Genomic DNA, 14,693 nt, shown 5'->3' on the forward strand with positions numbered 1-14,693 from the left:
CACTCCTGTCCCGAGGGTGTGTCAAAATGGTTAACGGCCGGATTTTAGCGCCTTGTCACTAAACTGCCAGATTTGCCCAGTCAAATCCCTATTTGAATTCAAAACTTTTACTATTTTTGTCCCTTTGCCCATGACTGCCACCCTTGCCGCTCCCAGCAAAACCCGCCGTGTTGTTTTTCCCTTTACGGCGATCGTTGGTCAAGATGAAATGAAGTTGGCCCTGTTGCTCAATGTCATTGATCCCAAGATTGGCGGCGTGATGATCATGGGCGATCGGGGAACCGGGAAATCCACTACCATTAGGGCCCTGGCGGATTTGTTGCCAGAAATTGAAGTGGTAGCCAATGATCCTTTTAACTCTTCCCCGAGCGATCCGGAGATGATGAGCGAGGAAGTACGCATCCGGGTAGATAGTCAAGAACCCTTATCTATTGTCAAAAAGAAAGTCACCATGGTGGATTTACCCCTGGGGGCAACGGAAGACCGGGTGTGCGGCACCATCGACATTGAAAAAGCGCTTTCGGAAGGGGTGAAGGCCTTTGAACCAGGTCTATTGGCCAAAGCCAACCGGGGCATTCTCTATGTGGACGAAGTTAACCTGTTGGACGATCACTTAGTGGACGTGTTGTTGGACTCCGCTGCTGGGGGTTGGAACACGGTGGAGCGGGAAGGTATTTCCATTCGCCATCCGGCCCGGTTTGTTTTAGTGGGTTCCGGTAACCCAGAAGAAGGGGAATTGCGGCCTCAATTGTTGGATCGATTTGGCATGCATGCTGAAATTCGTACTGTGCGGGAGCCGGAATTGCGGGTAAAAATTGTCGAACAACGGACGGAGTTTGACCAAAATCCCCATCCTTTCTGTGACCAATATCAAACGGAACAGGAAGCGTTACAAGCAAAAATTGTTAATGCCCAGAATTTACTGCCCCAAGTGACCATTGACTACGACTATCGGGTCAAAGTATCGGAAGTCTGTGCTGAATTGGATGTGGACGGGTTGCGGGGGGATATTGTCACTAACCGGGCCGCCAAGGCGATCGCCGCTTTTGAAGGGCGTAATGAGGTAACGGTGGATGACATTAGCCGGGTAATAGTACTGTGCTTGCGCCATCGTTTACGAAAAGATCCCCTGGAGTCCATTGATTCCGGCAGTAAGGTGGAAAAGGTATTTAAACGGGTTTTTGGCATTGTTGATGAAGCTTAAGAAACGTACGAAAAGCCCCCCTGACCTCCCAAACTTGGGGGGAAACTTAAGTGATGAGATTTGGGGGATGGAATAAAACTTTTCCAACAGGCTTTTAAATGAAAAGTACCTTTGTTTTTATTGTGTGATCTATGGCTGTAAATTCTGAACCCGATTGGCTCTGGCGGGGGACGGCGGAAATTTTTCCCCACCATTCCGATTCCCCCAACCCCTTGGAAAATTTGGGGGTTTTAATCCAAGGCGATCGCCCTTTGCGGATAAAGTTGGGCATTGATCCCACAGGTACGGATATTCATCTAGGCCATAGTATTCCTTTCCGTAAATTGCGGGCGTTTCAGGATGCAGGACACACGGCGGTGGTAATCATTGGTGATTTCACTGCCCAAATTGGCGATCCCACCGGGAAATCAGAAGTGCGGAAACAGTTAACTGCGGATCAGGTGAAACGCAATGCAGAAAGTTACCTAACTCAGTTAAAGCCAATTCTAGATTTTGATACCCCAGGAAGGTTGGAAATCCGTTACAACTCCGAATGGTTAAGCAATTTAGACTTGAATAAAATCCTGGAATTGCTAGCAACAATGACGGTGGGGCAGATGTTGGCCAAGGAAGGGTTTGCGGAGCGTTTCCAAAAGGAAAATCCGATCTTTTTGCATGAATTTCTTTACCCTTTAATGCAGGGCTATGATTCAGTGGCGGTGAATGCAGATGTGGAATTGGGGGGCACCGATCAAAAGTTTAATATTGCAGTGGGCCGGGATTTACAACGGCATTTTGGCAAAACTCCTCAATTTGGTTTGCTGTTGCCAATTTTGCTGGGGACAGATGGGCAACAAAAAATGTCTAAGTCTTTGAACAATTATGTGGGCTTACAGGAAGATGCTTTGTCCATGTATTCCAAGCTGGAAAAGACGCCCGATCGCCTGTTGGGAGAATATTTTGAGTTACTGACTAACTTAGATTTGGGTCAACTACCGGATAATCCGAGGGAGTGTCAAAAGCTCTTAGCCAGGGAAGTAACTACCCAGTTCCACGGCATTGACCGGGCGATCGCCGCCCAAAAAACAGCGGAGGATATTGTCACCCAAGGTAAAGCGGGCAATACGGACAGTGTGCCGGAATTTTGCCTGAATGAAGTTACTTTTCCAGCTAAATTGGCTTATCTCCTCAGTGCCACCGGCCTGTGTCCCAGTAGTAGTGAGGGTCGCCGCCAAATTCAGGGAGGAGCAGTGCGCTTAGATGGCGATCGCCTGGGGGATGTTAACCAGGAATACCAGAAATCGCAGGATTTGGACGGTAAGGTGCTCCAGGTAGGCAAGAAAAAATTTATTCGCTTCACTGCGAATTAGCAATTAAAACAGTAATTTATAACTACTCTCTCCGTCGGCGATCAAGGTAGAATTGGGGCGAACTGATTTGACCGGTCAATCCTGCCCATTCCTGCCTGATCCGTCCAGATTCAACCAATTACTGCCCAACCTTAGAATTGAGGTTATCGCCCCATGAACAGTTTTGTTTTAATGGCCACCGTTATTCGGGAACCGGAACTGCGCTTCACCAAAGAAAATCAAACCCCCGTCTGCGAATTTCTAGTAGAATTCCCCGGCATGAGGGATGATTCCCCCAAGGAAAGTTTGAAAGTAGTGGGTTGGGGTAACTTGGCCAACACCATCAAAGAAACCTATCACCCTGGCGATCGCCTAATTATCGAAGGACGCTTAGGTATGAATATGATAGAACGGCAGGAAGGCTTTAAGGAAAAACGAGCTGAGCTGACTGCTTCCCGCATTAGTTTGGTGGATAGCGGCAATGGCATTAATCCTGGTGAGTTGTCTTCTCCTCCAGAACCTGAAGCAATGGACCTTAGTAACACCGATGATATTCCGTTCTAACATCCACAATTCAGCTACTCCCAGTCAGATTTTTCCTTGAACTTGAAATTTCCACAATGGCGGATTCCCTTCCCAATTTAGTCGATCTCAACTTCTTACCTTTTTTAACGGAGGCTGGGGAAATTGATCCGAACTACGAAAAACGTATTGGGGTTTACGCCATTTTTGACCAGCATCAGAATCTACAATACGTAGGCTATTCCCGTAATTTAGCCATTAGCCTGCTGCAACATTTGGTGCGTCAACCGGAGCATTGCCATGGGCTCAAAGTACACATCATCGACCGCCCCGATCGCCAATTATTAGTTCAAATTCAAAACCATTGGTTGGTGGGGCAAAATCCTCCTGGCAATGGTGAAAGTCAGAAAATTTGGGCTGAATCCATTAATGTGCAGGATTATTGGACTCCAGAAGAGGCCGCCGCCGTTGCTGAAAGTGAACCAGGGGACACGCCCAAACTTTTGAAAAAAATTGCCCGTAGGCTAGAGGCAGAAGTGTTGGCAAAACTGGAAGCCAGGGGAGTGGCACAACAAATTCGCTTCAATCCCAAGCTGAAAGAACAGGGACTGTTAGACATCACCTAGGATTCACCCATAGCTGTCCATTAAAATATAAGGGGATCCAAGATGACCCTGACTGAAAAAAATGGACATTCGAGAGTTTCAAGAAAGTAATGAGAGGCGCCAGTTGCGTAGTAGTTCTATGTTACCATTGACCCTGAATTTGGCAAATATTGCCATGGTGATATCAACCATGTAGGCTGACCTAGAGACAACTTTCGTACAGCGATGAAATCTAGCAAACCAATGACGGTTATCTGAGTTTTTGCTCTCAATTCCTACTGTTTCTCTTTTGTTAATCCCATGAAACACATCGGGATGTTCATCCAGCAGTTGTTGATAGGGCCTCCAGTCATCGGTGCAGTACACTGTCACTTTCCACTCTGCCAGTCTCTCCAGCAAACGACTCAGGGTTTGACTATCACGATTTCCCAGTTCCCAGTCGATGAGTCTCCCAGTAACACGCTCATATGCCTTATCATTCTCTAATTGAAACTCTCCATTATTGATTTACAGAGCTTTCCTCTCTTCGTTTCTGGCCCAGTTTCAGGGAGCCGCCTCACTCTTCGTTTCTTCGTTGTTGTAAGTTCACGCTCAGTCGGTACTATTTTTCCCCGTCTTTAGAGGCACGTTCTTTTTCATCTCCATCCAAAGGAGAAGTTCCGGTTCCTGTCATTAATAATTGTTGTTGGGGCACCCCAATGGCAATTTCCTGGGATTCAAAAGCCACTTTCACCCGCAGTCGCAATTCTCTGGCCACGTCCCATTGTTCCCCCGGCAGGGTCTTAAGCCAAATACGAATAAGAATACCTTGGTGAGAAACCTCTTCAATACCCTTGAGTTCCGGTGCCTGGAGCATTTTAGGGTGCCACCACGGATCGTGGTACAGACCCAGCGCCACCTGTTGCAAAACGGCGATCGCCTTTTTGGGATCAGCATCAGCCGCCACCATAACGGAATAATCTACCCTGGACCAGTCTTTAGTTTGATTACACACTGTGCCAATGGCTCCGTTGGGAATGGTGACTAAATCCCCGTTGGGACAACGGATACGAGTAACAAATAGGTTTGTATCTTCCACTACCCCTTCAAACTCGCCAATCAGAACGAAATCATTAATGGCGAAGGCATCACTCATCAGATTAGAAATACCGGCAATTAAATCCTTGATCAAGTTTTGGGAACCGAAAGACACCGCAAAACCGATGATCCCTGCCCCAGCCAGTACTGTGGCCACCGGCACATCGAATAAACTAAGGGAAAAGACAAAGGCAGTGAAAATACAGACGACCAGGTTAATGCCCCTGACAGCACTACTAACAGTATTAATTCTAATTTTTCTTCGTGTATATTTGGAAGTTTGTAAAATAGCATAATCGTTTTCAATGGTATGAAAAAAAGACTCAATTAAAAAATCAGATATTTTAATTAAAATTATTGCCGATAGCCAAATTAAAGTTAAAGAAATGGGAGTGCCCGATAACTGCCGCCCTAAACGTCGAGTGTTAGGAAAAATCTGTAGAAAAAAGGCACTACCACGGATCCAAATAATAAACAGGAAAAAAATTAGTATTCTCCGGGTAAATACAACTTGTTTGAGGCGATTTTTCAGGAAGTCGTAAAAATCCTTGCCTTGGAAAAGTTCAAGAATATTTTCAAAAATTTTCTGGTTATCCAAAGAAAATGTCAGGGGAGGATTTTTTTTGCTGTCCCCCCAGCCAACATTACCGAATAGTATAGTTTTGGAGTAAGCACTTAAATAATAAAGAAAAATAGCTATCCGGTCTAAAATTTGAAAAGCGAAGGAATAGCGGGGAATGGAAGCAATATTTTTAAAAATAGACGCATCAATGTAATTATAATCAAAATTTGGGTCTTCCTCCTCCGCCTTAACTAAACAATTAATAGCCATCTTTAGTAAGTGAATTCTGTGTCCCAGCCACCGATAAATAAATAGCACTACCAACGAAACTGTGACCACAATGGTGACAATCACTAGGGCAACTTTTATTTGTCTTCTCAGGGCTTCTGGTTGTCGTTCCCGCCTCGCTCGCATCAGGGCATTGCGGACTTGATCTACGGTTTCGGACGCTAAATCTTCCGGGGTAAGGGCGTATAAATCAGCATCAGCTTTGGTAATGGTGCGAAGAATTTGTGGCCGGAGATTTTTGTCATCGCTAATTTGAATAATGATCGCCCCATTGAGAATAGAACTAGCAACATTTAAGGTTTCTGGATCAAAGCCCCGCTGGACAATTTCTTTAAACTTACTTTCAATACGTTGTTGACGATAAACAATTGGACTAAGGGAAGAATCTCCTTCTTTACTAGCATTTCCTGTGGGCACAGCAATCAAAAAAATTGGCTCTCCATCTACCCTAACGGTGGTGTAATCCAAGTTACCAATTCTACCGGATAAATCTGATTCAAAGCCTAGATTAAAAGCTTTATTTTGCAGGGGGAAATCAGACTTGACGGGCTCCACTAGGTCAATTTGGGGCGGTAGTTGACTAAGGAGAGTTTGTGCCGACTGGGCTTGGGCAACACCTAGGCTTAGCAGTAAGGTGAGCAGAGTAAGGGCGATTAATTGACTTAAATTTAATCTTTGATGGCGAAAAATATAATTTTTTCTATTTGTTGGGAGCACTCTGACAACGAATAAATTCCAAAGGGAGGTTATCACTATCGGCAATGAATAAAACTTCATAAATATGATCACCAATTTGTTGTTGCTGGGGATTTAAAAGAATTTTTAACGGCTCAATTTGTTCTGGATTGGTTTGATAGGCTTGGCTAAAACTTTGGCTGAGATTATTCAACCATTCCGGTAAACTTTCTACCTGGTCTGTTAGATCAAAGGAGATATGATAGTAGCCCACGTAATGTTCATCGTTGAAGGCATCAGGGGCGGGTTGGGGTTGGGGAATTTGAATTAATTCAATGCGTCCCCCCAGACCAGTCAACCAGCAAGCTAAGGTATAACCAGTGGTGAACCTTTCCCCCACGGTAAAACCCAATAGCTCATAAAAGGCGATCGCCCGATGGATATTAGCAGTACGAATAGAAACATGGTGCATGATGCTTTATGCTGGGGGAGTTAAGGGGGAAATTAACTTTTCAGCGGTGCTCAATTTATTACAACCTTACCAATGTCCGAACTGAAAATCCTAATTGTTGACGACGAACCCTACATTGTAATTCTGCTGGAAGAGGTGTTTGAGCTTTTAGAAGAAGATTACGGGGTGGAGTTATTGACCGCCATGGATGGGGAAAAGGCCTTGGCTTTAGCAGTGGAACATCAACCCCAATTGGTTATTTTAGATGTGATGTTGCCTAAGATTAGTGGTTTGGCAGTTTGTCAAAGTATCAAAGAAAATCCTCAGCTAGCTAATACCACGGTGATTTTGCTCACGGCCAAGGGCCAACAGTTCGATCGCCAGGCAGGGTTGGCAGCAGGGGCAGATTGCTACGTAACTAAACCCTTTGGCCCCAGGGATTTATTGGCCCAAGCGAAGGGAATTTTGGGTATTGAAGAAGAGGATTAATAGTCCATTTTAGAAAGATTCAGAGTTAGGGGTATGGTTAATCTCCCGGTCGAGCCAACGTTTTTTCCAACGGCTGGTAGGTTCCAATGCACTTTTGCTCTGTTCCGCTTGACGACGGGCCAGAATTACTTCCGCTGGATCTGTTCCTGAAGGATCGCGGTAAGGGATGGCCGCCTTAGTTTGCAGATGTTCCATTTCCCAGGGAGTAAATGCAGATAGGGGCAATGGTTGGGGGCTAGCCAGGGTACCTAGGGGCCGACGACGGGGATGGGGCGGTTGGCCATCTCCCATGGTGGCAATGGACAGTCCGGCCAGTTGTAAACCATGACGCACCGCTGCTGCACTGCAATAGGTGGCTAAACGACCTGTTGAGGCTAGGCGATCGCCTAAATGACGGAGAAATTCCACTGTCCACAGTTGGGGACATTTGGGCGGTGAGAAGGGATCGAGGAAAATAGTATCGACCTTAATATCTCGGGGCACAATGGATAGTAATGTTTGCCGGGCATCCCCGATCGCCAGATGGGCAGTTAAAAATTCCCTGGCAACCGTTTCTCTTTGACCTAGATCCTGCAAAATCTCCTGCACCAAATCCGGCCAACCCTGGAGCAAGCCATTGGCGATGGCCTGGCGGGGCACTTGCAGATCATTTTCCAAACCGTACAGAGTTACGTGGCAATGGGGATTAATTTGCCAGATGGCTGTTAGGGCCGCTGCTGTGTTGTAGCCCAAGCCATAGCAGACATCAATAATAGTTAACCTGGATTTTTTGGCCGCCAACTGGGGCAAAAGACAGGGATGAACAAACTTTTCGTCCGCCTCCGCCTTAGCACCCCGCTGGGAATGGAACGTTTCCCCAAATTGGGGCGAATAGAACGTAAAAGAACCATCCGCCGTCAACTGGGGAGTAAAAGGGGCCGCACTGGTCAAAAATTAGCCCTCCGTTCCCAGTTTATCCTGGGCCAATTCCCCTTTCAAGGTGGCAATTTCCTCCGTCAGGCGATCGAGTTCCCTTTTCGCCGTCGCAAAATCGATGATGTTATTGGAACCAGTGGCAGTGGTTTTGCTAAGGGGGTTAGGCAGGGATTGTCGCCATTGTGCGAGCAATTGATCCACATACTGACGGGCTTCCGTTTCCGTAGTAGTGCCCTTTTGGGCCCATTGGCTGGCCCGTTGGTCCCATTCCTGTTGCAAATCCTGGAAAGTACCCTGGCGTTTTTGCGGATCCTGCAATGTTTCCACCAAACTAGCGGTGGCTCCCACCGTAATCCGAAAACCTTGCTGGATAGTGTCTAACAAAGTGCTGTTGTTGGTAGTCATCGTTAAAACTTAAGGTAGTTGAAGGTCAGGATTGAGTTCTCCAATGGTCGTTGCATTCAACAAGAACACCGTGGGTGAACCACGTTTGACCCTAAGCTAAACCAAAATGTCCTGTTTCCGCCACTGGACGGGGCACCAAGCCAGTTTCCCAACAGAGTTTCTGGAAATCTTTGATCAACCCACTGCGCTCAATTTGCGAGTACCTATTCAGGTGACCTTTTTGGTTATAGACCAGCAACAGATCAAGTTCCGGTAGGGTGGCAAAATGCAACAGTAAATTAAAAATGTCGATGGACCTAATTTGATATTCCTCCTTGGCAAAATTGGGGTGTCTTTGGGCATCCTGTTTATTACTAAAGCAAAATATGGCGGCCGCAGTTTTATTGCCCCCTTGGGCGCTCAGGGTGAGTTTGACTAGATTGTCATTGTGGCGACCAGTCCAAATATAAAGCGTATCCACATTCAGCTTTTTGCCGATTTCTTCAAACAGGGGAGTCATCACCAACTGCACCGCTTTTTTCTCTTCCTCGCTCCCTTGCGCTTGTTGGGACTGTTGTAGGAATTTTTCCTTAAATTTTTTCAGGCTCATAGCTTTTTCAATTTCCAGAGGGTTTAAGACGGTCGGCGATCGCCGTGAGGAACTGATTGCTTAATTCGGGCAACTGGGCTAAATTCTTCACCAGCCGAGTTTTCTCCCCCAAGGACAAATCCATAATCATGCTAACAATTTGTTGAACTTGGTCCACTGTGGGCACCGTGTCTTTGGCTTCACTCGGTCCTTCTTGGTAAGAGTCGCCGTGGTCGGTGGCAAAGGGATCGGAGGCGGTGGAGGCCATGGCTGGTTCAACAAGGCCAGGCTCTGTGGGGGAAAAACCTTGCCTAGTTAGCAGATTTCCTTCTTCCAAGGGCGCAAAAAATGGCGGTGGTGGAGGGGGCACAAACTCAATATGACCAAGGTGATCCCTCACATCGGTAAGTTTCTGGGCAGTGAAATCCCCAGGGGGGGGAGTCATTTGGCTCAGTAACTGGTCTTCCCAGGGTAATTTCTGCTGCCGGCCGGGGGCTAGGGCTTCTAGCTGAAATTTGCGGACAATGAAGTCCGGAGGCAGTCCCCTTAAATACCAGCGATACATCTCCGCTAACTGGGACTCATCACCATTCCACTCCAAAGCCAATCTGTCCTGTACCTGCACCGGAATGCGGCGACGCAGGGTGGAGAGAGATTGCTGAGAAAATTCGTCAAACTTACCCTGTAACGCCTGAAAATCCTTGGCCGTGGCCTGACTGCCTAATTTGATTAATCGCACAATTTCCGGGGCGATCGGTCTGGGTAACCCATTGACTTTGGGGGAACGGGCCGCTGTTGCCAAGCATTTTTGCACGGTCTGGTAGGCTGGACGGTTTTGATCCAGGGGAATCCATTCCACCATCACCCGCTCAAATTGCTTCATCACTGTCATCACCTCCCGATGGAGATGACGCAGGGGAGATTGGTCAATTTCCTCTAGTCCGTTGACCTGATTAAAGACCTTTTCATTGTGGCCCTTGACTTCAATGTTGTGGATGCCCAATTGCCGCGCTTTTTGCAAACCAATTAATAAGGCTCGATAGGACGCTTCTGTGCCGGTGGCCGAGGCCAGTAACTGTTTAACGCTGGTTCTTTTCCCCGTGGGCAATAGCAAAATGGCCACTGCGGCCCCTTGACCTTTTTGTCCTAGGGCTTCCCCGGCATAGAACAAAATTGGTATCGAATTACCTGTGCCATTGGAGGGGGGAGAATTAGTCATTGGTGTGGGGTGTTTACAATAACAGGGCAACCAGTTGGAGTAATTGACCGATGTTGGAAAGAATTCTGGAGCCAGAGGTAATGGACACCGAAGCAGAAGCAATGGACTACGATGCCATGGACTTTCAAGCGGTTAATCTGGCTTTTGCCCAGAGAGCTTGCCAACTCGGCCCAAGTAAAGCCACAGTGTTAGATGCCGGCACTGGTACGGCCCGTATTCCCATTCTACTTGCCCAGTTACGTCCTGCATGGCAAATCACTGCCATCGATTTTGCTCGTTCTATGTTGGCGATCGCCAAGGAAAATGTGATCGCAGCGGGGTGTGAAACTCAAATTTGCCTGGAATTTGTCGATGCAAAACAATTGCCCTACGCCAATGGTTCCTTTGACGGAGTGATTGCCAATAGCCTCTGTCATCATTTGCCCAGGCCGCTGGATTTTTTGCGGGAGGTAAAACGGGTGCTCAAGCCCCACGGTTTCCTATTAATTAGGGATTTAATTCGCCCCGAATCCCCGGAAAAATTAGCTGATTTCGTAACGGCGATCGGCTCCGACTACAACGACCAGCAGAGGAAACTTTTTGCTGATTCCCTCCACGCTTCCCTAACTATCGCTGAAATACAAGACTATCTCCAGCATTTGGGTTGGGTCGGTGATGATGGTCCCAACCTGGAGTTACGCCTTTACCAGTCTTCCGATCGCCATTGGACATTGGAGAAGAAGTTCCAAAGTTCAACCATAGTACAGCGATAGGACTGCAACGAAGGGAATCAGGTTTCCGCTGATTTGCGTTAAAATTCTCGTAAGCTTTCCCCATCAGGGATTTTTCTCTCGATCCATATGCTACTTTTTTTGGCCCATCCGGCACCAACCTCCCACCAGTACCCTCCAAGACGGATACCCTAAGGCCCTGTTTCGCCCGTCCCGTCCTCCCACTGCTATCTAGGAGCTTGCCCATGCTACACCGGAAAATCTATCAACTTTGTACCGATGGCCACGAAGTCAGTCTTTACCTGAGGGACCAACAAAGGTGGGTAGAAAATGCCAAAATTCTGACACTGGAGGGGGATTTGGTCACTTTCCGCTATGAGACCGAAGAAGAGGATGAGGTCTGTGCCTGGGAAGAAATGGTGCGCCTGGAAAGCATTGGCTCCGTTAACCGTAAGTTGGCCTCCGTTTCCCGCCTTGGCCATGAACTGCTAATTTCTGAAGATTGTCCAGAGGCGGAACAGTTACTAGCCCGATCGCCAAAGTCCCACCAGGAAGAAGAAGAGGAAGACTGCGACTAAACTGGAACAGATTAAAATAAATTCCCCTATTTTTCCCGGCCCCACTATGACCGAAAATATTGTCCGCGAAACCAGCAAGAAAAAAGAAAGCCCCCCGGAAAATACATGGTTAGAGTTGGGCAAAACCATGGTTACCGCGGTTATCCTGGCGATCGGTATTCGGACTTTTGTGGCCGAAGCTCGCTACATTCCCTCTTCCTCCATGGAGCCGACCCTGCAGATTAACGATCGCCTGATCATTGAAAAGATCAGTTACCGATTGCGGGATCCGGAGCGGGGAGAAATTGTGGTCTTTAACCCCACTGACGCCCTAAAAGCAAAAAACTTCCACGATGCTTTTATTAAGCGCATTATCGGTTTACCGGGGGATGAAGTTAGGGTTTCCCAAGGCAACGTTTATGTCAACGGCAAAATGCTGGACGAAAATTACATTGCGGCTCCTCCCGCCTATGAATATGGCCCAGTGAAAGTGCCCGATGATCAGTATTTAGTGTTAGGGGATAACCGCAACAACAGCTATGACTCCCACTATTGGGGCTTTGTCCCCCGGGAAAAATTGCTCGGCCGTGCCTTTGTCCGTTTTTGGCCCGTACCCCGGGTAGGCCTGTTGACTGATGATGCTGAGCGAGAAGCAGTAGAAATTAGCCCCCAAGCATCGGAAAGTCCAGCCATTGCCCCCCAGACAGTGCCGGAGAGTCGTTAGATTATAAGCAATCACCACTGTGCGGAGAGAATCAAATAATTATGGTTACCCCCACCCTCGTTAAAACCATCGCCACTGCTGCTCCCCAAACCTTTGACCAATTTTTGAAGCAATGTCCCGAAGAAGGCCGCTTTGAGTGGGTAAATGGAAAAATCATCGAAATGGTTAACACCCGCGAACATAAACTGATTGCTGAGTTCATTCTTTTCGCTTTCCATGACGAAATACGTCGTCTCTCATTAAACTTTGATGTCACCACCCAGGCCACCATCAGAACTGAGATTAAGACCGGCGGTTTTCATGGACGCATTCCGGATGTGAGTGTTATCGATCGCCATGTATGGCGCTCCGATCCCGGTGACTACAGAGCTTTAACCGAGCCAATTCAGTTAGCAGTGGAGGTGGTTTCTAGTAATTGGGAAACGGACTATTTTGATAAGTTGGACGAGTATCAACGCCTTGGCATCAAAGAGTATTGGATTGTCGATTATCAGGCGATCGGTAGTCGGGACATTTTAGGGGAACCAAAGCAGCCCACCGTTTCCATCTATACCCTCAATCCAGAAGGAGTTTACGATCGCCAAGCTTTTCAAGGGCAAGAAACCTTAGTATCCCCCACGTTTGCGGAACTGGTATTGACCCCAGAGCAAATTTTTAACGCTTAGTATTGGCATCAACAAGACAAAAAGTGGGGGTTGTATCTCGTCTCAGCCAGGATGGGGCGGAGAGTTTGGTAGAGGCTTAACTATAAGTCCACCAAAAGATAGAACTTCCTCAATTATTCACCTATGGCGTGAGTCAGCAGAAGAGGAATGTAGCTGACAATACAGAGACTTTCCCTGGGATTTCTGTTAGTTTTGAGCAGGGGATAGGGTGGGCACAACTCTCTTCTTTTTTTAAACTCTAACTATCAGAAAACCATTTAGGAGCGCTCTTTACAGATGCAGGATTTTTTGAGTAACACAGTGGCGTTGTCGCGGCTACAATTTGCCGTCACTGCCATTTTCCATATGCTTTGGCCGGTATTAACCACCGGTATGGGCATTTATTTAGTAATTATTGAAGGATTATGGCTGAAAACTCGTAATTTAGACTATTATCACCATGCTCGCTTTTGGGCTCGGCTCTACGTTTTAAATTTCGGTATTGGAGTAGCTACCGGTTTGCCCATGGCCTTCCAATTCGGTCTAAACTGGGCTCCTTTTTCGGAATCCGTAGGGGACTTCTTCGGCACAGTATTGGGCTTTGAGGGCACCATGGCCTTTATGCTCGAAGCCAGTTTTTTAGGCATTATGCTATTTGGTTGGGACCGGGTTCCGCCCTTAATTCATTACCTCGCCACCATTTTGGTAGCCATTGGAGCAAATCTTTCCACCTTTTGGATTCTTTCGGCTAATTCCTGGTTACAGACCCCCGCTGGGGGCATTTTTGTCGATGGAAAATTTGTGGTGCAGGACTATTTTGCGGCGATCGCCAATCCGTTTATGGTTAATAGTTTCCTGCACATGTTCTTTGCCACTTTAGAAACCTCTATGTTTGTCATTGGGGGTATCAGTGCTTGGTGTATTCTCACCGATCGTCAACCGCAATTTTTTGCCCGCTCTTTGCAGGTAATTTTAGTTGTGGTGATGGCGGTGGCCCCTCTGCAAATTTTCATTGGTCATTTGAGTGCGGAACAAGTATCAGTGCATCAACCGGCTAAACTTGCGGCCATGGAAGCTCTCTGGGAAACGGTGCCAGCCAAAACCCCCGCGGCTTGGAGTGTGGTGGCTTTACCCAACGATAAAGCAGAAAAAAATGACTGGGAACTGAGCATTCCCGGCGCATTGAGCTACATTTTGGAACTTAAACCCCAACTGGATAAACCCATTCAAGGCCTGAAAGATTGGGCCCCGGTTGATCGCCCGAGGATGGTGGGCTTAATTTACTATTCTTTCCGCATTATGGTGGCCATTGGACTCTTTTTTGCCGCTCTCATGGCCGTGACAGTACTGCAATGGTTGCGGGGGAAATTGAAACCGGAAATTATCAGCCAACAAAAATGGCTACTGCGGGCTTGGGTCTTTGCCGCTCCGTTGGGTTATTTAGCAGTGGAAACGGGCTGGATTGTTCGTTGTGTGGGGCGACAACCCTGGATCGTTTACGGAGAGATGCGGACAGCAGAATCGGCCTCGAACCTGCCCCCCGGTGAAATTCTTTTTTCCCTAACCGGGTTGAGTGTAATGTATATCGTCTTTTTAATTGCCACTCTCTATTTCGGCAGTCGCATTATCCGCAATGGGCCGGATTTAACCTTGCCTGCTCCCCGAGGTTCCGAAGCTTCCCTTTGGGGCACTGTGACCAAGCATGAAACCAACCGCCGTCCCGCTGAAATTGCTGAAGTTAAGGAGTAAC

General features: G+C 47.3%; 16 protein-coding genes and 1 pseudogene. 10 read left to right on the plus strand and 7 right to left on the minus strand.

All coding sequences use genetic code 11. From position 1 onward, the window contains the following. Positions 1 to 130 precede the first annotated feature (130 nt). The 4 genes from bchI (at position 131) to BWK47_RS03125 (ending at position 3,680) form a co-directional block, all read left to right on the plus strand. Positions 131 to 1,204, plus strand: coding sequence for a magnesium chelatase ATPase subunit I (gene bchI, locus BWK47_RS03110; protein WP_162327528.1), 1,074 nt, complete (start codon positions 131 to 133; stop codon positions 1,202 to 1,204). 131 nt (positions 1,205 to 1,335) lie between these two features. After that, positions 1,336 to 2,553, plus strand: a complete 1,218-nt coding sequence (gene tyrS, locus BWK47_RS03115) for a tyrosine--tRNA ligase (protein WP_162327529.1) — start codon at positions 1,336 to 1,338, stop codon at positions 2,551 to 2,553. Positions 2,554 to 2,706: 153 nt separating this feature from the next. After that, positions 2,707 to 3,096 (plus strand): single-stranded DNA-binding protein, encoded by a 390-nt coding sequence (locus BWK47_RS03120; protein WP_162327530.1) that lies wholly within the window; start codon positions 2,707 to 2,709, stop codon positions 3,094 to 3,096. Between the two features lie 56 nt (positions 3,097 to 3,152). After that, a complete protein-coding gene (locus tag BWK47_RS03125; protein WP_162327531.1) occupies positions 3,153 to 3,680 on the plus strand; it encodes a GIY-YIG nuclease family protein in 528 nt (175 codons plus the stop codon). 78 nt (positions 3,681 to 3,758) lie between these two features. On the opposite strand, the pseudogene BWK47_RS03130 reads toward BWK47_RS03125, so the two are convergent. The 3 genes and pseudogenes from BWK47_RS03130 to BWK47_RS03140 all read right to left on the minus strand — a co-directional run. After that, a pseudogene (locus tag BWK47_RS03130) lies at positions 3,759 to 4,133 on the minus strand (IS1 family transposase); the annotation flags it as partial. 127 nt (positions 4,134 to 4,260) lie between these two features. Beyond that, the gene (locus BWK47_RS03135) at positions 4,261 to 6,303 is read right to left on the minus strand and encodes a mechanosensitive ion channel family protein (protein WP_237269769.1); all 2,043 of its coding nucleotides are present in this window, start codon (positions 6,301 to 6,303) and stop codon (positions 4,261 to 4,263) included. Further along, a complete protein-coding gene (locus BWK47_RS03140; RefSeq protein ID WP_162327532.1) occupies positions 6,287 to 6,733 on the minus strand; it encodes a VOC family protein in 447 nt (148 codons plus the stop codon). The genes BWK47_RS03135 and BWK47_RS03140 overlap by 17 nt, the downstream gene beginning before the upstream one ends. Positions 6,734 to 6,805: 72 nt before the next feature. Between BWK47_RS03140 and BWK47_RS03145 the strand changes: the two genes are divergently transcribed. Continuing rightward, positions 6,806 to 7,201 (plus strand): response regulator transcription factor, encoded by a 396-nt coding sequence (locus BWK47_RS03145; RefSeq protein ID WP_162327533.1) that lies wholly within the window; start codon positions 6,806 to 6,808, stop codon positions 7,199 to 7,201. A gap of 9 nt (positions 7,202 to 7,210) precedes the next feature. Here BWK47_RS03145 and BWK47_RS03150 read toward each other — a convergent pair whose 3' ends face one another. From BWK47_RS03150 to BWK47_RS03165, 4 genes are all read right to left on the minus strand, one after another. Next, positions 7,211 to 8,131, minus strand: a complete 921-nt coding sequence (locus tag BWK47_RS03150) for a tRNA (5-methylaminomethyl-2-thiouridine)(34)-methyltransferase MnmD (protein ID WP_237269770.1) — start codon at positions 8,129 to 8,131, stop codon at positions 7,211 to 7,213. 3 nt (positions 8,132 to 8,134) lie between these two features. After that, the gene (locus BWK47_RS03155) at positions 8,135 to 8,521 is read right to left on the minus strand and encodes a thylakoid-associated protein (RefSeq protein WP_162327534.1); all 387 of its coding nucleotides are present in this window, start codon (positions 8,519 to 8,521) and stop codon (positions 8,135 to 8,137) included. A gap of 91 nt (positions 8,522 to 8,612) precedes the next feature. Then, a complete protein-coding gene (locus BWK47_RS03160) occupies positions 8,613 to 9,110 on the minus strand; it encodes a hypothetical protein (RefSeq protein ID WP_162327535.1) in 498 nt (165 codons plus the stop codon). A gap of 7 nt (positions 9,111 to 9,117) precedes the next feature. Next, complete coding sequence (locus BWK47_RS03165; protein WP_162327536.1) at positions 9,118 to 10,308, minus strand: reverse transcriptase-like protein; 1,191 nt, start codon at positions 10,306 to 10,308, stop codon at positions 9,118 to 9,120. A gap of 50 nt (positions 10,309 to 10,358) precedes the next feature. On the opposite strand from BWK47_RS03165, the gene BWK47_RS03170 reads away from it, so the two are divergent. From BWK47_RS03170 to BWK47_RS03190, 5 genes are all read left to right on the plus strand, one after another. Continuing rightward, positions 10,359 to 11,060 carry a class I SAM-dependent methyltransferase gene (locus BWK47_RS03170; protein WP_162327537.1) on the plus strand — a complete coding sequence of 234 codons (702 nt, stop codon included), beginning with the start codon at positions 10,359 to 10,361 and terminating at the stop codon, positions 11,058 to 11,060. A gap of 203 nt (positions 11,061 to 11,263) precedes the next feature. Continuing rightward, on the plus strand, positions 11,264 to 11,596 hold the full coding sequence (locus tag BWK47_RS03175; RefSeq protein WP_010871811.1) for a DUF6679 family protein: 333 nt from the start codon (positions 11,264 to 11,266) through the stop codon (positions 11,594 to 11,596). 46 nt (positions 11,597 to 11,642) lie between these two features. Further along, the gene (gene lepB / locus BWK47_RS03180; RefSeq protein ID WP_162327538.1) at positions 11,643 to 12,299 is read left to right on the plus strand and encodes a signal peptidase I; all 657 of its coding nucleotides are present in this window, start codon (positions 11,643 to 11,645) and stop codon (positions 12,297 to 12,299) included. Positions 12,300 to 12,340: 41 nt separating this feature from the next. Next, a complete protein-coding gene (locus BWK47_RS03185) occupies positions 12,341 to 12,964 on the plus strand; it encodes a Uma2 family endonuclease (protein ID WP_237269771.1) in 624 nt (207 codons plus the stop codon). Positions 12,965 to 13,240: 276 nt separating this feature from the next. Further along, on the plus strand, positions 13,241 to 14,692 hold the full coding sequence (locus BWK47_RS03190) for a cytochrome ubiquinol oxidase subunit I (protein ID WP_162327539.1): 1,452 nt from the start codon (positions 13,241 to 13,243) through the stop codon (positions 14,690 to 14,692). Position 14,693: the final 1 nt, after the last annotated feature.

Source organism: Synechocystis sp. CACIAM 05 (genome assembly GCF_010222815.1).
GTDB lineage: Bacteria > Cyanobacteriota > Cyanobacteriia > Cyanobacteriales > Microcystaceae > Synechocystis.